This window comes from Desulfofundulus sp. TPOSR, from assembly GCF_011393055.1.
Lineage (GTDB): Bacteria > Bacillota > Desulfotomaculia > Desulfotomaculales > Desulfovirgulaceae > Desulfofundulus > Desulfofundulus kuznetsovii.
Map to the genome: position 1 here is coordinate 872,975 of NZ_JAAOEF010000003.1, position 18,787 is coordinate 891,761.

Consider the following 18,787-nt stretch of genomic DNA (forward strand, 5'->3'; position numbering starts at 1 on the left):
AGCAAAATGCTGGATATTTTTAAAAGACAGCGACAGCGTTATGCTACGGTCAATCCCGCCAGTCGGGAAATACCCGATGGCTTATGGGTAAAATGTCCCCGTTGCCACGAAATCAGGTTCACAGGGGAGCTGGGAAAACAATTAAAGGTTTGTGCCAGGTGCGGCTACCATTTTCGCCTCACTGCCGGGGAACGCATTAAAATAACCATTGATGAGGGTACCTTTACCGAATGGAATGGGGACATGATGCCTGTAAACCCTTTCGGATACACCGAGTACGACGAAAAGCTGGCCAGGGCCCGCCAGGAAACCGGGCTGAACGAAGCGGTAGTCACCGGAGAAGGGAAAATTGGCGGACACCGGGTAGCGGTGGCCGTAATGGACGCCCGCTTTATGATGGCCAGCATGGGCACGGTGGTGGGAGAAAAGATTACCCGGGCCATTGAGCGCGCCCGGGAAAAACAGTTGCCTCTCGTCATTTTTGCCGCTTCCGGGGGTGCCCGCATGCAGGAAGGGGTACTTTCATTAATGCAAATGGCCAAGACATGCGCGGCCCTATCCGCCTTTTCCGAAGCGGGACTGCTGTACATATCCGTGCTAACCGACCCGACAACGGGGGGAGTCAGCGCCAGCTTTGCCTTTTTAGGGGATATTATCCTGGCTGAGCCGGGGGCACTAATTGGATTTGCCGGTCCCAGGGTGATTGAGCAAACCATTCGCCAGAAGCTGCCCGAAGGATTTCAAAGGGCCGAGTTTTTGCGGCAGCATGGCTTTTTAGACGCTGTGGTTCCCCGGCCGCAGTTGAAATCCACCCTGGCCCAAATATTAGATTTACACCGGAGCGAGTGAGATGGTTTACGATTTCGAACGGCCCATCATTGAACTGGAAGAAAAAATTGCCGAACTACAACGTTTTGCCAGCGAAAAGGGTATTGATCTAAGCAAGGAAATCGAAAACCTGGAAAAAAGGGCCCGGGAACTGAAACAAACCATTTACGGGCAACTCTCCCCCTGGCAAAAGGTACTGATCGCCCGCCATCCCGAGCGCCCCAATACGCTGGATTATATCAAGATGCTGTGCACGGACTTCATTGAATTCCACGGGGACAGGTGCTTCGGGGATGACCCGGCAATAGTCGGAGGTATCGCCAGGTTCCGTGGACGGGCAGTAACCGTAATCGGCCACTTGAAAGGCCATGATACCAAGGAGAACCTGGCCCGCAATTTTGGCATGGCCCATCCCGAAGGATACCGCAAGGCCCTGCGGCTCATGCAACAGGCGGAAAAATTTAACCGGCCGGTGCTGGCCTTTATCGATACCCCCGGCGCGTACCCTGGAATGGGAGCAGAAGAAAGGGGACAGGCCCATGCCATTGCCCGCTGTATTGCCGGCATGCTTGTCCTGCGCGTACCGGTAATCTCGGTGATTCTTGGAGAAGGGGGCAGCGGAGGAGCCCTGGCCCTGGCTTCGGGCGACCGCATCCTGATGCAGGAGCATGCTATTTTCTCGGTGATTTCCCCGGAAGCCTACGCCACCATTCTCTGGAAAGACGTGACCCGCTGCCGGGATGCCGCCGAGGTAATGAAAATCACCGCCCAGGACCTCTACGCACACCAACTGGTAGACGGGGTTATTCCAGAACCACTGGGCGGCGCCCACCGGGACAAAAATGAAGCCGCCCGGCTGGTGGGGGAAGCCCTAGCCCGCCACCTGGAAGAACTAATGGAATATTCCACCGACGAACTCTTAAAACGGCGCCTCGCCCGTTTCAGGCGCATCGGTCCTGAATATTTGCCTGGCAATAACATAACTTAATAATGCATTTACCCCAAAAGCCAGGGAGGTATTCTTTTGCAAAGGATAGGTATTTTGACCAGCGGCGGCGATTCTCCGGGAATGAATGCGGCCATCCGGGCGGTGGTGCGCAAGGCTATTTATCACGGCCTGGAAGTGATTGGTATCAAAAGAGGCTTTAACGGTTTTATTGATGGTGACATGGAACCCATGAGGCTGGGTTCGGTAGCAGATATCATTCACCGGGGAGGAACCGTTTTACATACGGCCCGCTCCGAGCAGTTCAAAACGCCCGCGGGGCGGGCCAAAGCATGGGAAAATGTGGAGCGGTTTGGCCTGGAGGGGCTGGTGGTTATTGGCGGTGACGGCTCCTTTACTGGAGCCAGCATCTTCCACCGGGAATACGGGCTCCCGGTGGTGGCCATCCCGGGAACCATCGACAATGATATCAGCGGCACGGATTATTCCATTGGTTTTGATACCGCCGTAAACACTGCGGTTGACGCCATCAACAAGATCCGCGACACCGCCACCTCCCACGAGCGCACTTTTATAGTGGAAGTAATGGGGCGCGACACGGGTTTTATCGCCGTAGCCGCCGGCCTGGCCGGAGGAGCGGAATCCATTCTCATTCCCGAACATCCTTTCAGCATTGAAGAAGTTTGCCACAAACTTTGCAAGGGCTACCGGCGCGGGAAACTGCACAGCATCATCGTGGTGGCCGAGGGGGCAGGCAGCGGACTGGAAATAGGCAAACAAATTAAGGAACGCACCGGCTTTGATACCAAAGTTACCATTCTGGGCCACCTGCAACGGGGTGGCACCCCCACAGCTTTTGACCGCATTCTGGCCAGCCAGCTGGGAGCCCGGGCCGTGGAATTGCTCATGCAAGGGGCAACCTGTAAAATGGTCGGTATGGCCGCGGGGAAAATAGTGGAAACCGACCTGGACCTGGTCCTGGGGCAGAAGAAAACCGTTGATCTTGATGTTTACCGGCTGGCGAGCATTTTAGCCATATAAGGAGGAACAGGCCTTGAGACGAACCAAAATAATCTGCACCATCGGTCCAGCCTGCGAACAGGTAGAAACCCTCATGGAAATGATGCGGGCAGGCATGAATATAGCCAGGCTTAATTTCTCCCATGGCACCCACGAAGAACACGCCCGGCGTATTGCCAATATACGGGAGGCTGCTGGCCGGGTGGGTAAAAATATTGCCATTTTGCTGGACACAAAAGGGCCGGAAATTCGCCTTGGTTACCTTGAAAAGGAACCCGTAGTGCTTAAAGCCGGTCAGCGGGTGGTCCTTACCACCGAGAACATCAAGGGCACTCCGGAACGCCTGCCCATTACCTATGCCGGATTGCCCCGGGACGTGGCCCCGGGAAATACCGTCCTGATTGCCGATGGGCTCATAGAGCTGCGGGTAATAGGCAGCAACGGGCATGAAGTGGAATGTGAGGTGGTTCACGGGGGGGAATTGACCAGCCAAAAGGGGGTCAATCTTCCCGGGGTGCCGGTGAACCTGCCCGCCATTACCGAGCAGGACATCCGGGACATCAAGTTTGGCATTGAGCAGGAACTGGATTTTATCGCCGCCTCTTTTATTCGCAGTGCTTCAGATGTGCTGGCCATCCGCCGCATCCTGGAAGAACATGGGGCGGACATGGACATTATCGCCAAGATTGAAAGCAAAGAAGGCGTGGAAAACCTGGATGAAATTATCAAGGTAGCCGACGGCATCATGGTGGCCCGGGGTGATTTAGGGGTTGGCCTTCCGGTGGAGGAAGTACCTCTGATCCAAAAAGCCATCATTGAAAAATGCAATCTGGCCGGAAAACCGGTCATTACCGCCACCCAGATGCTGGAATCCATGATTCACAACCCCCGTCCTACCCGGGCCGAGGCCAGCGACGTGGCCAACGCCATCCTGGACGGCACCGATGCCATTATGCTCTCGGGAGAAACAGCCGCGGGGCACTATCCGGTGGAGGCTGTAAAAACCATGGCCCGCATTGCCAGCCGGGTGGAGCGGGCTTTGCCCTACGAAGAGATTCTACAACGGCGGGGCCGGGCGCTGGCCCGCACGGTCACCGATGCCATCAGCCACGCCACCTGTACTACCGCCCAGGACCTGGGAGCCGCCGCCATCATTACCTCCACGGAGACAGGCTATACGGCCAAGATGGTGAGCAAATACCGTCCCCGGGCGCCGATCATAGCCGTGACGCCGGTAGCCCGGGTATTGCGCAAGCTGGCCCTGGTCTGGGGCGTGCAGCCCCTCCTGGTAGGACGCACCCGGGACACTGATAGTATGATTGCTTCAGCCATTGAAGCATCCCTGGCGGCAGACCTGATTAAACCAGGAGATCTGGTGGTCATTACCGCCGGCGTTCCCGTGGGTGTCCATGGCACCACCAACCTGTTAAAAGTCCATACTGTTGGGGATATCCTGGTCCGCGGCCAGGGTATTGGCACGCGGGCAGTAACCGGACGTGTGCGCATCTGCCACACCTTGAAGGATGCTTTGGAAAAGGTGGAACCCGGGGACATCCTGGTCACACCCTTCACCGACAAGGATTTTATACCGGCCATTGAAAAAGCGGCCGCCCTGATTACTGAGGTGGGAGGCCTGACTTCCCATGGTGCCATTGTTGGCCTGGAATTTGGCATTCCGGTAATTGTGGGGGTAGATGCCGCCACCTCCATCCTTACCGATGGGGATACGGTGACGGTCGACGGACAACGCGGCCTGGTGTACCGGGGTACCGCCAGGGTGTTATGACCTCCCCGGGGACAGGCCCGGGAGATATTTCAACGGGCAAATTTGGAGCAAGCGTGCCTATATATAACGCACCTTTTCCGGGCATGTTAAAGCCCGGGAAGGTGAGTTTTTTTATGAAGGACTGGGTCTTACACTACCTGGGTACCCTGGGTGCAGGGGGGTTGTTCCTGGGGTTAATTATCGAAGCCCTGGGCGTTCCCTTTCCCGGGGGTTTGATGACCCTCCTGGCCGGTATTCTAGTAAACCAGGGGAGGCTTGATTTTTATCATATACTTGCCGCTGCCGTGCTTGGTTTTAACGTGGGTGCCACAGCGGCATATTTGATTGGCCGCTGTGTGGGCGAACCGTTTTTGCTCCGTTACGGAAAATATTTAATGGTTACACCGGCCAAATTTGATCAAGCCCGCAGCTGGATGTACCGGTCGGCACCGGTCTTTATCATATTCGGCCGCTTTGTGCCCATGGTGAGCAATCTTACCCCCTATCTGGCCGGCATTAGCCGCTTACCCTTTGCCCAGTTTTTGATTTATAATTCTCTTTTTGCCTTAAGCTGGGTTTCGTTTAATCTAGGCATCGGCATCTTCTTTGGACATCACTGGGAATCAATCTTTTCCCTGATCCAGTCACGGTTACCCTTGCTGGCCTTAGGAGTTTTGGTTGTTTACTTGCTTTATCTTATCGTCAAGCAAAAGGCGTTGCACCGGACATAAAATAAATTTTGTTCTCTGTTGTAGGGATATATTAGTTTTCGTCGAATTAGGGTAGGTGAGTGTGTACATAAGCAATAAAGGAGTAAAGTATGCGCAAGGTTCCCACAGCTCTTTTACGGCCCGGTTTAAGGGTCGGCCGGGCGGTTTACAATGCCTCCGGGCAGGTATTGCTCCAGGCCGGAACCATTCTTACCGAAAGGTTCATTACCAGGTTGAAAATGCTGGGCATTCCGGCTGTATACATAGACGACTTTCCAGGTGTAGAAGTAGAGGATGTCATTTCCGAGGAAACGCGGGCCCAGGCCATAGCCAAAGTCAAGGCCCTGCTCCTTTCCAAGTCTCAACAGAGCACCGGTCCGAGCCGGGCGTTAATTGGTGTAAAGGATATGATCAGCACCGTAAACGAGATCATTGACGAATTGCTCAGCCGGCGCTCATTGATGGTCAACCTGGTGGATATCCGGAGCCTTGATGAGTATACATTCGGTCATTCGGTTAACGTCTGTGTCCTGGCCGTAATTACGGGCATAACCCTCGGCTACAGCCGCACCAAGCTGTTTCACCTTGGCATGGCGGCTTTGCTGCACGACATTGGCAAAACGCGCATTCCCCTTGAAATTTTAAACAAACCCGGGCCACTGACCAGTGAAGAATTCCAGCTCATCAAAAAACACTGTATTTACGGTGCCGAAATCCTGCAGCAGGACCCCGGAGCCAACCTCCTGTGCCGGATCGTAGCCATGCAGCACCATGAACGCCATAACGGTCAGGGTTACCCCCTGGGGCTCAAGGGGGCGGAAATTCATGAATTCGCCCAGATCACCGGCCTGGTGGACATGTTTGACGCCCTGACCGCCGACCGGGTTTACCGTCCGGCCTATCCCGTACACGAAGCTTATGAAATGATTGCCGGCTCGGGTGACTATTTATTTGACTTTGATATTGTACAGGCCTTTTTAAGTAACGTGGCCGCTTACCCCGCAGGCAGCCTTGTGCGCCTTTCCAATGGCGAGATTGGCGTGGTGATTGAAACCACGCGGGGCTTTTCCCTTTATCCCCGGGTGCGCATTTTATTTTCCGCCCAAAGGCAGCCCCTGGCCAAGCCCTATGAAATAAAGCTGGCGGAACACCGCCACCTTACGGTAACTGAAGTGATTAAAGATTACTGGGAAGCGTTCGAAACCATAAAAAATGTAACATGATTTAAAACGGTATTTATGGTCATACCTCTGATTGCCGGGGGGGGGAATAGCAACGTTTCCCCCCAGAAAATTTTTTTACCACCCGGTTAGCCGGGAGGAAAAAGGAGGGTTGGCGCTGAATAATTGAGAATATTCATTAATGTAATACAAAATTAGAGCTTCCCCACATTGATGGTAAAAAACGCCGGTTGCCGTAATCCTGATAAATTACCAGACGAGAAGGGGGAGGAGTAAAAGCCATGACCCGGCGCACGGTTTTCTATGAACCGCTAAGTCCTTTGAGTTTTTTGCGGCGCAGCGCTTTTGTATTCCGCGATAAAACGGCAGTGGTATACAATGACAAACGATATACCTACAGCGAATTTTATCAGCGGGTTAACCGGCTGGCCAGCGCCTTAAAAAGGGCTGGTATCGGGAAAGGGGACAAGGTGGCTTTTTTGTGTCCCAACATTCCACCCATGCTGGAGGCCCATTATGGAGTACCCATGCTGGGAGCAGCCCTGGTAACCATTAACATACGCCTATCTCCCCGGGAAATAGCTTACATTATCAATCATTCCGACAGTAAAGCCCTCTTCGTGGACAGCGAATTCGCCCATCTCATTACCGCCATCCAGGAGGACCTGCCCAATATCAAAACCTTTGTCAATATCTGTGATGTTAACGACAGCCGTCCGCTGGACGGACCCGAGTATGAAGAATTCCTGGCCGGCGGTTCCCCGGATCCCCTGCCCAATGTGATTGAAGATGAGATGGAGGTCATTGCCATCAATTACACCAGCGGAACCACCGGCCTGCCCAAGGGTGTCATGTATCACCACCGGGGGGCGTACCTGAATGCCCTTGGGGAAGCCCTGGAACATAAAATGAGTTCGAGTTCGGTCTACCTGTGGACGTTGCCCATGTTCCACTGCAATGGGTGGTGTTTTACGTGGGGCGTCACGGCGGTAGGCGGAACCCATGTCTGCCTGCGCAAAGTGGTACCGGAAGACATTTACCTCCTGATCGAAAGGGAAGGGGTTACCCACCTTTGCGCCGCCCCAACGGTACTGGTGTCCATGGCCAACTACCCCAGGGCGAAAGAATACCAGATGAAAACAAAACTAAATGTAATCACGGCCGGTGCTCCTCCATCTCCAACCGTGATCAAGAACATGGAAGAGATCGGAGCAGAAGTAACCCACGTTTACGGCCTGACGGAAGTATACGGGCCCCACACCATTTGTGAATGGCAGGCCCCGTGGAATGAACTGGATACAAGTGAAAAGGCGAAAATTAAGGCCCGCCAGGGAGTGGCTTACATTCACGCAGAGTTTGTGCGGGTGGTGGATCCGGCAGAAATGACCGATGTCCCCGCGGATGGTCAGACTATAGGTGAAATCGTCATGCGCGGCAACAACGTCATGCTGGGTTACTACAAGCAACTGGAAGAAACTGAAAAGGCCTTCCGGGGTGGCTGGTTCCACAGCGGCGACCTGGCCGTGATGCATCCCAACGGTTACATTGAAATCAAGGATCGCTTGAAGGATATTATCATCAGCGGTGGGGAAAACATTTCCACGGTGGAAGTGGAGAACTGCATTTACGAACACCCCGATGTACTGGAAGTAGCTGTCATTGGCATTCCCGATCCCAAGTGGGGGGAAGTGCCCAAAGCTTTTGTGGTCCCCAAACCGGGCACCAACCCTACAGCGGAAGAGATCATTAACTTCTGCCGGGAACGCATCGCCCGCTTTAAAGTGCCCAAGGCTGTGGAATTTGGCGAGCTACCTAGGACCTCCACGGGTAAAATTATGAAGTACCGGTTGAGGGAAAAAGAATGGCAGGGTTATGATAAACGGGTCAACTAAACTCAGGCAGGGTGATGGTAAACAAAAGCGGTTGAAGCACCAGATGGGTGACGAAGCAATAATCGCGGGATAAATGAAAAGGCGGGCAAAAAAGCCCGTCATTTTTTTACGTGTAATTTATGCGGGTACCAGTTTGAGGCGACCCCAGGCGGCCATTTTGTCCCGGCAAATGATCAGCGCCCCGGTGACCCCGGGGATGCGGGCGGCAAAATCCACCGCCTGCCCTACCTGATCGGGATCCTTTACCAGATTTCCCGCCGCCGTGGCCACTGCATCGGCCAGGGCCGTATTGGGGGAAAGGATAACCACTGCATCGGCCATGCCGAAACTCAAAGAGTGCCCTACCGTGCCTGAGGAAGTACAAATGCCTAAAGGGGTATCCTGGGGGCGGACCTCCAGGGCCAGGCGATGGGAAAAGGGCGAATTCCCGGCATAAACACCAATCCGACGGATCCGGGCACTGCGCAGGTAAATGTCCCCGCCATTTTCCACAATAACATCGCGGCTGAAGCGGGCTAGAGCCCGTCCCACCCTTTCGGCAATGGCCCCGGCCACGGCAGCCATGGGGCCAACGCCGGCCAACCTGGCCGCTTCGGCCATCTCCCGCACAATGGGGGGGGCGTCGGGCGGTATATCGTAAGGTGTATGGGCTTTAAGGAATGCCGGGTCCCTTTTAATATATTCTTCCAGGGGGGCCCGGCATTCCCGCACCATTTGCGTTACCCGCTCCACCAGTTCCGGGGAAAAACGCTCCCTGCGCACACCAATATCCAGGTCCGTTTCCCCCACCACCACCTGAAAGTGTACCAGATCCTCCTGCCGGTGGCGGTAACGATAGGTTCGTTCCAACTACAGTTTAACCTCCATTGTCCTTCTCCCGGCGGCAATAAAGAGTGCCCCCGGCAAGTTTCCTACAGCTTAACCTCCATCGCCCGCACCGGGCAGGCCTTCACGCATAGCTGGCAGACCACGCAGCTATCCCCGTCAAAACGCACTTCCATGCCTGGCCGGTCCAGGTACAGGGCACCGGTGGGACAGATGGCAGTACAGGCACCGCACATGGTGCAGCGTTGTTCATTGCGCACCACCTCGTGGGTGAGGGCCTGGACCGTTACCCCCTGTTCCCGCAGGTACTTCAGACCCTGCTCGTAGTTATCCCCCGTTAACTCCAGGACCATAATGCCTTCTTTTTGGGGGTTAACATTGGCCTTTACTATGTTCATCACCAGGTCGTAATCCTTGACCAGGCGGTAAATAATAGGTTTATCAGAAATCTCGGGTCCAAAGCGAAGGACTATTTTCCTGGGCGACATGGTCGTTTGCCCTCCTTAACTTAACCTTTTAAAACTTTTCCGGTCAAACCATCGGCCGGAGAGGGTAGGAGCTGCACTGGTTCGGAAAGGAAAAACTCACCCTTTTGAATCCATTCCTTCAAGATGCCGGCAATTTCCCGGGCCCGGGGGTAGCTGGACAACGGTGCCGTGGGCACTTCCTTACCCTGGACCACGATCTTCCCCGACTTCAGCTGGGCGTAACTGACATAACCCAGGTTCCCCGGTTTCCGGTTGGGATAGGCCTCACCATAATCCACAATGGGAGCGTAAAGATCCGCATCGGTGGCTGCGGCATAACGGGCAATTTCTTCATTTAAAATGGGAATGGGTACGCCAATACCGACGCTCAAGGTGGCCCCGTAGCCCAGGTAACTGGTGCCCATGAGCCAGCGGGGACTCATTTGCTTTAAATCTCCAATAACCGCCAGGGTGCCGCCGGCAGGCCCCAGTTCCTTGCCGCTGGCATCGGTTTGTATGGCCGGGAAGTGCTGGGTGCCGTGCCAGGCCACATACCCGATACCGCCGCCCAGGAAAATGCGGGTACCGATACCAATAGTTTTAAAGTGGGGATCTTTGAGCAAAGGACTTAATTGACCGGAAGTAGAATAATGGGCGTTACCCAGATTGGGCTTCAAGATCCCCATGTAGGTATATATGGTCCGGTTGGAAAGGTTGACGGCACAGTTGTAATTCTGGTAAGCGTTCCGCGGGTTAAACAAAATGGCCTCGTTAAGATCATGAATGGTGATGGTGGTTTCAATTTCCCGCCGCGGGTAGCAATCGGTGCCGTAACCCACTGCTTTTAAACGGACAGGCCTTCCGGCTACCAGGTCTTCGATGACATGGCCGCCGCCGTAACGGAATTCTCCTGGATGATTGCTGTTTAAAGGATCATCTTCAGGAAGTTCGGTAGCTCCAATATAGGCATCCACCGCCGCGATGCCCGTATAGGCCGGTACGTTATTGAGCCAGACCCGGTGCATTTTGATGCGCGGGGCCGGGTGGCCGAAATTGAGAAAGGCGCCGGAGGAGCACATGGGGGCAAAGGTGCCGGTGGTCACCACATCCACTTCCCGGGATGCACGGGTAAGCCCCTTCTCCCGGACGATGTCGATAAATTCTTCCGCCGTTACCACTACTGCTTTGCCGCTTCTTATCCGGGCATTGATCTCTTGATAGGTTTTTTCACTCATTCACCTCATCCCTTTCGTCGTGTGCTCTACTCCAGACGTCAGGAGGCCTCTTCTAAACAGAAGAGGCCTCCATAATACGAACCCTCTTATCTGTCAGAAGATAAACTTCTGCAGGAATTAGCACCATTCCCCGGGCAAAGGTAAGAGCCGCCGGCGGTTTGCGGGTTTACCTTCACCCCAGGGCGGTTGCCGGGTTTCATCGGGCCAGTCCCTCCACCACTCTGGATAAGAGCACCTCGGTATTCGTTTTTAATTCGATAGATATTCTAACAACTGGCCAGGAAAAAGTCAACGGTTTTATAATTTATTTATATAGCCGGGATTTTTTGGCCATTTGTCCGTTCAATCGTGCAATTATTCATCTCCCGGCCTCACAAGCGAAATGCTGGCTTAACCGGCTGAGCGCCCGCTTCTCAATGCGGGAAACGTAAGAACGGGAGATGCCCAGGCGCCGGGCGATTTCCCTCTGGGTGCGGCGGGCACCGTCCTTCAAACCGAAACGCAATACCAGCACCTTGCGTTCCTGGGGTGACAGTTGCTCCAGCTGCTTCCACAGGCGGTCCTGCTCCATCTGTCCGGCTACGATATCACTGACAATTTCCGGATCGGTCCCCAGGACATCGATAAAACTAATCTCATTGCCTTCTTTATCCACGCCAATGGGATCATAGAGGGAAAGCTCTGCCCGGATTTTTTTGCGTGCCCGCAAATGCATGAGGATTTCATTTTCAATGCAACGAGAAGCATAGGTGGCCAGGCGGGTAGCCTTTTCGGGATTGTAGGTATCCACGGCCTTGATTAAACCAATGGTGCCGATGGAAATCAGGTCGTCAAAATCCTCACCGCTGTGATCGAACTTCTTGATGATGTGGGCAACCAGGCGCAGGTTGCGCTCAATAAGTACCCGCCGGGCCGACTCATCCCCGGCCAGCATTTTTTCCAGGTATAGGGCTTCCTCCTCCTCGCTCAAAGGTTTGGGAAAGCTGTTCCCGGCTACATGGCAGATCAGGATCACCAGACCGTTAAGCATCGACAATACTGCCAGCGCCAACAGACCAGGCCCCATGGTATCCCTCCCCCAAAAGAGTAGGCAGTATATTTTATGGAACCAATAAAGAAAAGGTGCCTGGTCTTAAGGGCAATCCCCCAGGTAAAAAAAGAGCGGGTAAACCCGCTCGTCCAACTATCAAGTCCACCGGGGAATAAGGTGAACTGTGTCTACAGAGTAACTCCCTGCTTGAAAATGGCAATCTCCCGGAAATCGTTAATTTCGTTCTGAGTCTTGCGTCCGGAGGCCACTTCCAGGATATACTGCCACAATTCCCGGGCCAGGTCCGGCAGGGTAGAGCCGGCTAACAGGCGGCCGGCGTCAAAGTCAATCCAGTTCTTTTTGCGGGTGTAAAGGCTTGAATTGGAAGAGATCTTAACCGTGGGCACCGGGCAACCGAGGGGAGTGCCCCGGCCTGTGGTAAAAAGCACCAGGTGGGCGCCCGCCGCAGCCAGGGCAGTAGTGGCCACCAGGTCGTTGCCCGGGCCCTCCAGGATATTAAGCCCGACTCTGGTTGCCTGCTCCCCGTAGCGCAAGACATCCACCACCGCACCCTGACCGCCTTTTTGGGTGCAGCCGAGGGATTTTTCTTCCAGGGTGGTAATTCCCCCCGCCTTGTTACCGGGAGAGGGGTTTTCGTAAACCACCTGACCGTGATTCAAAAAATATACTTTGAAACCATTAATCAGTTCAACCAAACGTTGAAAGACATCCCGATTGATGGCCCGGTTCATCAAAATCGTCTCGGCGCCAAACATCTCCGGGACCTCGGTAAGGATGGAAGTACCTCCCTGGGCCAGCAGAATGTCAGAGAGCGCTCCCACCAGCGGGTTGGCGGTTATGCCGGAAAAGGCATCAGAACCGCCGCATTTGAGACCGATTTTCAACCGGGAGGCGGAAACCGGCTGCCGGCGAAAACTTGCCGCATACCTGGCCAGGCGCTCCAGGAGTTCCAAGCCGGTGGTAATTTCATCCTCCACTTCCTGGGCAGTAAGAAAAAGTATTCGCCGGGGATCATATTCGCCCAGCACACCCCGGAACTGGTCGATCTGGTTATTTTCACATCCCAGCCCCAGGACTAATACTCCGGCGGCATTGGGGTGGCGGGCCAGCCCGGCCAGGATTTTTTGGGTGTTCATATGATCTTCCCCCAGCTGGGAACAGCCATAGGGGTGGGGGAAATGGTAAATCCCTTCCACCCCGGGCATGCGGATCCATTCCCGGGCTTTTCTGGCCAGGAGCTCGGCCACTTTGTTTACACAACCTACGGTATTAATAATCCAGATTTCGTTCCGTATCCCGACACTACCGTCGGAGCGCACAAATCCCTGGAAGTGATCCTTTTCCTCCGGTACAGGTAGAGGTTTTATTTCTACAGGCTGATAGCTATAGCTTAAGGTCCCTTCCAGGCTCGTTTTCAGGTTGTGGGCATGCACATGATCACCGGGAAGGATTTTTGCGGTAGCCACACCAATGGGGTAGCCGTATTTGACTACCTTTTCCCCGGGGTTCAGCTCTGCCAGAGCCAGCTTGTGCCCTGCGGGAATATCCTGCCGGACGGTTACACTCCCGTCCTCCAGGGTTATGATTTCACCTGCGGCCAGGTCCCGCAGGGCCACGGCCACATTATCGTCGGGTTTTATTCTTATTACAGTCATAACGCCCATAACGCCCTGCCTCATTTCGCCAGCAACTGCTTTACACTTGCCGCCATGCCCTGCTCTACAATGTTCTCCAGAGAACGCGCGACACGTTCATGCAGGCCTGGTATTTCATTTAAATCCATACTCCACAGGGACCGGTTGGCCAGGACATTGCGCACCAGCCTATCTATGCTGCCGGTTACGCCGTCAAAATCTGCCCATTGTTCCTGGAAGAACAGGAGGGATTCCCGGTCGTCCCGCAGCCGGTAGATCCCCTTGTCCCGGCGACCCACCAGCATGCCATCCTCAATTTTTTCACCCCGGTAGAAGGCAATCAAAGCCGCCAAAGAAAAGGACAGCAATGGCGGGGCAGTCCCGCGGATACGGGTATATTCGACAATGGAAGGAAGCACCCGGGTTTTAAATTTAGATGTGGAATTCAAAGCAATGTCGATCCAGTAATGTTTGATGAAGGGGTTCTGGAAACGCTCCAGCACACTTTGGGCAAAATCGTTGATTTCCCGGGCGTCCATATTCAATGTAGGGAGAATTTCTTCAAAAATACCCCGGCGCACATAGGTGCCGACGAGTTCATCTTCCACTGCTTCCCTGACCGTATCGAAACCGTGTAAATAGGCCACGGGAACGGTCATGGTGTGGGCACCGTTTAAAACACGCACCTTACGGGTGCGGTAGGGGGTCATGTCCGGCACCCACTTGACGTTCAAACCAACTTTATGGAAAGGCAGCTCTTCGCTGAACCGGACATCACCTTCAATTACCCACAGGTGGAAGATTTCACCAGTATCAAGAAGGGCGTCCTCGTAGCCCAGGTAGGCAGTGATTTCATCTATCTGGTCCCGGGGATAGCCGGTGACAATGCGGTCGACCAGAGAATTAAGGAAGTAATTATGTTTTTCCACCCACTCGATGAACCCGGCGGGCAAATTCCATTCCCGGGCTAATTGCAGGACAATACTCTTCAGGTTATCCCCGTTCCGGTCAATAAGCTCGCAGGGAATAACCACCATGCCCATGGCGGGGTCCGGACCAAACTTCCGGAAACGGCGGTAAAGATAGGCCGTCAGCTTGCCGGGATAGGAGGAAAGGGGAACACCCTCCCGGTATTCTTCCGGCACATAGGCTATACCCGCCTCGGTGGTATTGGAAATTACATAGCGGATTTCCGGCTTTTCCGCACAGGCCAGAAAGCTCTCCCAATCTTCGTAAGGGTTAATACCCCGGCTGATGGAAGAGATTACCTCCTTTTTTTCTACCACCTGGCCATCTTGGATTCCCCGCAGAAACAGGGTATAAAGGCCGTCCTGCTGGTTCAACTGGGGTACCAAACCGGAAGGTAGGGGCTGCACCACCACCACCCGGCCGTTAAAAAGACCCTGCTTGTTTGCTTGATGCACCATCCAGTCCACAAAAGCCCGTAAAAAGTTCCCTTCCCCAAACTGGATGATCCGCTCGGGAAGAATTGGTAACCGTGTAACCTGTACGTCCGTCGGAAAAGCAAAATCTGATTCCAGGAGCTTCCTGTTTAATTTCAAATCTCCAACCCCCTGCCTGTTTTAATCTCCAGGTTTGCTTCATTTTAATTTAAAAATTTTTTTGTCGCAACAAGCAGGAAAGGGGGAAAAAAGGTCGAATTAACAATTATCAGATTCCTGTAAGCGCTTTCATCCGAAAGCGTTTATTAACGGTCAGTTATGTAAGCGCTTACAAATGTGGGACACCGGGAGGTGATTACTCCTGACCACCATCTACGATATAGCCAAAGCAGCGGGGGTTTCCATTGCCACCGTTTCCCGGGTACTCAATAACCCCAACATGGTTTCCGAAAAAACCCGCCGCCGCGTAGAAGCAGTTATGAAAGAGCTAAATTACTCCCCTAACATTGTGGCTGCAGCTTTATCAAGTAAACGCACTTATAGCATTGGCCTGTTGCTTCCCGATATTACCAACCCATTTTTCGCTGAAATTGCGCGGGGAGCGGAGGATGAGGGAAACCGGCACGGTTTTAATGTTATCATTTGCAACACGGATAATCAGTTAGAAAAAGAAAAAAACTACGTGAGTTTACTGTTACAAAAACAGGTAGACGGTTTAATCTTTGCCACTGCCGAAACAGACCACCAGGTCATACGCGAGGTACACGCCAAAAATCTTCCTCTGGTGCTCATTGCCCGGGAAATGAGGGACCTGGTACTGGACGCCGTATTAGTAGACAACCGGAAAGGAGCCTATCTGGCCACCAGACACCTTCTGGACCTGGGACACCGGTACATTGCTATGGTAAGCGAACCTCTTACCATTACTTCCAGTATAGAACGGCTGGAAGGTTACCAGCAGGCACTGGAAGAAGCCGGCCTGGCTGTACAGGAGAAACTCCTTTTTCAGGCGCCATCCACCCTGGCCTGGGGAATAGAAGCAGGCCACCGGTTGATGGAATTATCCCCCCCGCCCACGGCAGTCTTTGCCGGCAATGACGTGCTGGCTATAGGGGTAATCAAAGGTATCCGGGAAAAAGGGGGGAAGGTACCCGAAGATGTTTCGGTGGTGGGCTTTGATAACACCATCCTGGCGGAAGTGAGCGACCCGCCACTGACCACGGTGGCACAGCCCATTTATGAAATGGGGATTCTGGCTACCAGAAAGCTAATCAACCGCCTGCAAAGTAAGACCAGCTCCCGGGTTGAGCGCACGATACTGCAGGCTGAGCTGGTTGTCAGAAAATCAACGCAGCCCCCGAAGTGTAACAATTGTCCATAAGCATTGCTCAAGCTAGAAGCGCAGCGAAAAAAGTCGGGCTTTTTTAAAAGAAAACCAAAAATTTCATCTTCACCTACACAAAATAGCATGGAACCAGACAGATTTTTTTAAGACTTAAGAAGGATTATTAGATTTTGCCTCGAAATAAAAATCAACCATAATATGAAAGGATATTTCATATTGTAAAAAAGGATAAAAGAGAGACATGGGGATGCAGGGAAGCGCAAAACCTGTTCAAGGAGCACAATCAATATACCGGGCTTTCCAGTTACTTGATTGTGTTTTTGATTTACCAGAAGGGGGCACGCTGGCAGAACTTTGCAGGAAAAGCGGTTTGAATCCCAGCACAGCCTTCAGGATGCTTGCTGTACTGGAAAACCTGGGTTATGTGCGCAAAGGTGACGACGATGTATACCGGCCCGGGTTTAAACCCCTTTTGCTGACTGAAAAACTCCTTGCAACGCTGGACGTTAGAGCGGTTGCCCACCCGGTATTGAAAGACCTGAGTGTTCAGACCAAGGAAGTATGCCATCTGGTCGTCCGTGATGGCCTGGAAGCTGTGTACATAGACAAGGTCGAAGATAACAGCCAGACAATCCGGATGAATTCCGGGGTGGGTAAGAGGGTGCCTTTGTACTGCACCGCTGTGGGCAAGGTTCTGCTGGCCGGCATGGATGACCATACTCTGGAAAAAGTCCTTTCCAGGTTGGAGCTCAAACGCTTTACGGCAAATACAATCACCTCACTGAAAGAACTGCGGGAAGAAATCGATCAGGTACGCCGGAACGGTTTTGCCTTTGATAGATCTGAATATGAAGATCTGGTCAAATGCGTGGCAGCACCAGTATATGACGCCCATCATACAGTAAAGGCCGCCATAAGCATTTCGGTTCCTGTAATAAGGTTCCCGCCGGAAAGAGAACCGCAGCTGATTGATCTCCTGCTGAGTAGTTGCAAAAAAATTTCCCGATTGCTGGGTGATTCCCGGAGTTAAAACCGAAAACAATCAAATTTCACTAAACAACTAAGTATTTGTAAGATGAAAAGGTGGTGATCTCCTGAAGAGCGGCACTGATATAACACCGTCAATACAGTTATTGTCGATGCAGTTATTAATGAATAAATAAATTCGGAGGGAGGACTGTGGTATGTTCGAACATCTGAATATAAGGGTGAACGACAGGAACATTAATTACAAAAATGCCAGTGTCAGTCCCAAAGAGCGCCAGGTTTTAAGAGAACTGGCATCCAGGGTTGCTGAGCTGGCGGCGAGACCCGAACAGGAAGAGAAAAAAAAGCTCTGGCGCCTTCACAATGCCTTGCAGCCAACCCGCCCGCCGATTTTTTGCGACCCTGAAAACGGCTGGAACGAGATAATCACTGAAGACCAGATGCAATGTGAAAATGAAGTGGCACGGCTCTGGGAAATAACACTGCGCAAGGAAATTTTCTGGGGAGAATCTATGGGTGACGACAGGGTCATAGAGCCGTACTTTAATGTCCCCCACGTATATACGGAAAGCGGCTGGGGTATGCGCGAAACGAGAATGGGGGGCGAGATGAGTGTATACCGTTTAGACGGTGGATCATACCGCTGGGAAGCCCCTCTCAAAGATTACAAAGACCTTGATAAAATCCATTTTCCCGAAATAACCATCGATTTTGAGACAACTGAAAAAGTATTTCAGCTGGCCCAGGAAACATTTGGCGACATTTTAAAAGTTCGTTTGAGGACCATATGGTGGTGGTCCGTGGGACTGACTGATGATTTGGTTTACCTGAGAGGGATGGAAAACATTCTTTATGATGTTTACGACCATCCCGAAGAGCTGCACAAGCTTATGACCATATTGCGCGATGGCACTATGGCCAAGCTGGACTATCTAGAAAAAAACGGGCTGCTCAGTTTAAACAATGACGGGACCTTTGTGGGTTCAGGGGGATACGGCTGGTCGGATGAGTTGCCGCAGAAGGATTTTGATGGAAAAGTCCGGCTGGTTGACATGTGGGGCATGGGCGAAAGCCAGGTGACGGTTGGTTTATCACCCCAAATGTTTGAAGAATTTGTTTTTCAGTACCAGTTGCCCATTTTGGAGCGTTTTGGATTAAACTGTTACGGGTGCTGTGAACCGCTGGATGTGCGCTGGAAAGTGGTTAAAAATGTTCCCAGGTTAAGGAGAGTTTCGGTTTCCCCGTGGGCCAACCTGCAAGCCATGGCTGAATATTTGCAAGACAAGTATATTTATTCCTTAAAGCCGAGCCCGGCGGTTCTGGCAACACCCACAATCGACGAAGATTATATCAGGAAAACATTGAGGGAAGCCCTGCAAATAGCGCGTAATTGCCGCGTTGAAATTATCATGAAAGATAACCACACACTCGGTAATAATCCCGAAAATGTTATACGCTGGTGCCGTATTGCCAGGGAAGAAGCTGAAGCAATTTAATT

16 protein-coding genes and 1 riboswitch are annotated in these 18,787 nt (G+C 52.8%); of the genes, 10 read left to right on the plus strand and 6 right to left on the minus strand.

Translation table 11 applies throughout. From position 1 onward, the window contains the following. Nucleotides 1-6: 6 nt before the first annotated feature. The 7 genes from accD (at nucleotide 7) to G7K71_RS15340 (ending at nucleotide 8,342) form a co-directional block, all read left to right on the plus strand. On the plus strand, nucleotides 7-849 hold the full coding sequence (accD, locus tag G7K71_RS15310) for an acetyl-CoA carboxylase, carboxyltransferase subunit beta (RefSeq protein ID WP_166348104.1): 843 nt from the start codon (nucleotides 7-9) through the stop codon (nucleotides 847-849). A 1-nt stretch (nucleotide 850) separates the two neighbouring features. Beyond that, nucleotides 851-1,816, plus strand: a complete 966-nt coding sequence (locus G7K71_RS15315; RefSeq protein WP_166348107.1) for an acetyl-CoA carboxylase carboxyltransferase subunit alpha — start codon at nucleotides 851-853, stop codon at nucleotides 1,814-1,816. A gap of 36 nt (nucleotides 1,817-1,852) precedes the next feature. Continuing rightward, entirely contained in the window at nucleotides 1,853-2,815 is a 963-nt protein-coding gene (gene pfkA / locus G7K71_RS15320) for a 6-phosphofructokinase (protein ID WP_013822745.1), read from the plus strand. 13 nt (nucleotides 2,816-2,828) lie between these two features. After that, a complete protein-coding gene (gene pyk, locus G7K71_RS15325) occupies nucleotides 2,829-4,580 on the plus strand; it encodes a pyruvate kinase (RefSeq protein ID WP_166348110.1) in 1,752 nt (583 codons plus the stop codon). Nucleotides 4,581-4,693: 113 nt separating this feature from the next. Next, nucleotides 4,694-5,290: a DedA family protein gene (locus G7K71_RS15330; protein WP_166348113.1), complete on the plus strand. Its 597-nt coding sequence runs from the start codon at nucleotides 4,694-4,696 to the stop codon at nucleotides 5,288-5,290. A gap of 89 nt (nucleotides 5,291-5,379) precedes the next feature. After that, a complete protein-coding gene (locus G7K71_RS15335) occupies nucleotides 5,380-6,492 on the plus strand; it encodes an HD-GYP domain-containing protein (protein ID WP_166348116.1) in 1,113 nt (370 codons plus the stop codon). A gap of 239 nt (nucleotides 6,493-6,731) precedes the next feature. After that, entirely contained in the window at nucleotides 6,732-8,342 is a 1,611-nt protein-coding gene (locus G7K71_RS15340) for an acyl--CoA ligase family protein (RefSeq protein WP_166348119.1), read from the plus strand. A 117-nt stretch (nucleotides 8,343-8,459) separates the two neighbouring features. On the opposite strand, the gene G7K71_RS15345 is transcribed toward G7K71_RS15340, so the two are convergent. The 6 genes from G7K71_RS15345 to G7K71_RS15370 form a co-directional block, all read right to left on the minus strand. Continuing rightward, nucleotides 8,460-9,191, minus strand: coding sequence for a UPF0280 family protein (locus G7K71_RS15345; protein ID WP_013822740.1), 732 nt, complete (start codon nucleotides 9,189-9,191; stop codon nucleotides 8,460-8,462). Nucleotides 9,192-9,253: 62 nt separating this feature from the next. Beyond that, nucleotides 9,254-9,655 carry an NIL domain-containing protein gene (locus G7K71_RS15350; RefSeq protein ID WP_013822739.1) on the minus strand — a complete coding sequence of 134 codons (402 nt, stop codon included), beginning with the start codon at nucleotides 9,653-9,655 and terminating at the stop codon, nucleotides 9,254-9,256. Nucleotides 9,656-9,675: 20 nt separating this feature from the next. Continuing rightward, nucleotides 9,676-10,869, minus strand: coding sequence for a homocysteine biosynthesis protein (locus G7K71_RS15355; protein WP_013822738.1), 1,194 nt, complete (start codon nucleotides 10,867-10,869; stop codon nucleotides 9,676-9,678). A gap of 83 nt (nucleotides 10,870-10,952) precedes the next feature. Then, nucleotides 10,953-11,101: riboswitch (SAM riboswitch) on the minus strand. Nucleotides 11,102-11,227: 126 nt separating this feature from the next. Beyond that, nucleotides 11,228-11,935, minus strand: coding sequence for an RNA polymerase sporulation sigma factor SigK (gene sigK / locus G7K71_RS15360; protein ID WP_166348122.1), 708 nt, complete (start codon nucleotides 11,933-11,935; stop codon nucleotides 11,228-11,230). Between the two features lie 152 nt (nucleotides 11,936-12,087). Further along, nucleotides 12,088-13,575: a UxaA family hydrolase gene (locus G7K71_RS15365; RefSeq protein WP_166348517.1), complete on the minus strand. Its 1,488-nt coding sequence runs from the start codon at nucleotides 13,573-13,575 to the stop codon at nucleotides 12,088-12,090. Nucleotides 13,576-13,595: 20 nt separating this feature from the next. Next, nucleotides 13,596-15,116 (minus strand): tagaturonate reductase, encoded by a 1,521-nt coding sequence (locus G7K71_RS15370; protein WP_166348125.1) that lies wholly within the window; start codon nucleotides 15,114-15,116, stop codon nucleotides 13,596-13,598. Nucleotides 15,117-15,336: 220 nt separating this feature from the next. On the opposite strand from G7K71_RS15370, the gene G7K71_RS15375 reads away from it, so the two are divergent. From G7K71_RS15375 to G7K71_RS15385, 3 genes are all read left to right on the plus strand, one after another. Continuing rightward, on the plus strand, nucleotides 15,337-16,338 hold the full coding sequence (locus G7K71_RS15375; RefSeq protein WP_313885015.1) for a LacI family DNA-binding transcriptional regulator: 1,002 nt from the start codon (nucleotides 15,337-15,339) through the stop codon (nucleotides 16,336-16,338). Between the two features lie 211 nt (nucleotides 16,339-16,549). Further along, on the plus strand, nucleotides 16,550-17,332 hold the full coding sequence (locus G7K71_RS15380; RefSeq protein WP_166348128.1) for an IclR family transcriptional regulator: 783 nt from the start codon (nucleotides 16,550-16,552) through the stop codon (nucleotides 17,330-17,332). 154 nt (nucleotides 17,333-17,486) lie between these two features. Next, nucleotides 17,487-18,785, plus strand: coding sequence for a hypothetical protein (locus tag G7K71_RS15385; RefSeq protein ID WP_166348131.1), 1,299 nt, complete (start codon nucleotides 17,487-17,489; stop codon nucleotides 18,783-18,785). Nucleotides 18,786-18,787: the final 2 nt, after the last annotated feature.

What these genes read in the sequence shown, in the direction of transcription:
- G7K71_RS15380 (WP_166348128.1), top strand. Translation starts at nt 16,550, where the DNA reads ATGCAGGGAAGCGCAAAACCTGTTCAAGGAGCACAATCAATATACCGG.
- sigK (WP_166348122.1), bottom strand. Translation starts at nt 11,935, where the DNA reads ATGGGGCCTGGTCTGTTGGCGCTGGCAGTATTGTCGATGCTTAACGGT.
- G7K71_RS15340 (WP_166348119.1), top strand. Translation starts at nt 6,732, where the DNA reads ATGACCCGGCGCACGGTTTTCTATGAACCGCTAAGTCCTTTGAGTTTT.
- G7K71_RS15335 (WP_166348116.1), top strand. Translation starts at nt 5,380, where the DNA reads ATGCGCAAGGTTCCCACAGCTCTTTTACGGCCCGGTTTAAGGGTCGGC.
- accD (WP_166348104.1), top strand. Translation starts at nt 7, where the DNA reads ATGCTGGATATTTTTAAAAGACAGCGACAGCGTTATGCTACGGTCAAT.
- G7K71_RS15365 (WP_166348517.1), bottom strand. Translation starts at nt 13,575, where the DNA reads ATGACTGTAATAAGAATAAAACCCGACGATAATGTGGCCGTGGCCCTG.
- G7K71_RS15315 (WP_166348107.1), top strand. Translation starts at nt 851, where the DNA reads ATGGTTTACGATTTCGAACGGCCCATCATTGAACTGGAAGAAAAAATT.
- G7K71_RS15330 (WP_166348113.1), top strand. Translation starts at nt 4,694, where the DNA reads ATGAAGGACTGGGTCTTACACTACCTGGGTACCCTGGGTGCAGGGGGG.
- G7K71_RS15385 (WP_166348131.1), top strand. Translation starts at nt 17,487, where the DNA reads ATGTTCGAACATCTGAATATAAGGGTGAACGACAGGAACATTAATTAC.
- G7K71_RS15355 (WP_013822738.1), bottom strand. Translation starts at nt 10,869, where the DNA reads ATGAGTGAAAAAACCTATCAAGAGATCAATGCCCGGATAAGAAGCGGC.
- G7K71_RS15350 (WP_013822739.1), bottom strand. Translation starts at nt 9,655, where the DNA reads ATGTCGCCCAGGAAAATAGTCCTTCGCTTTGGACCCGAGATTTCTGAT.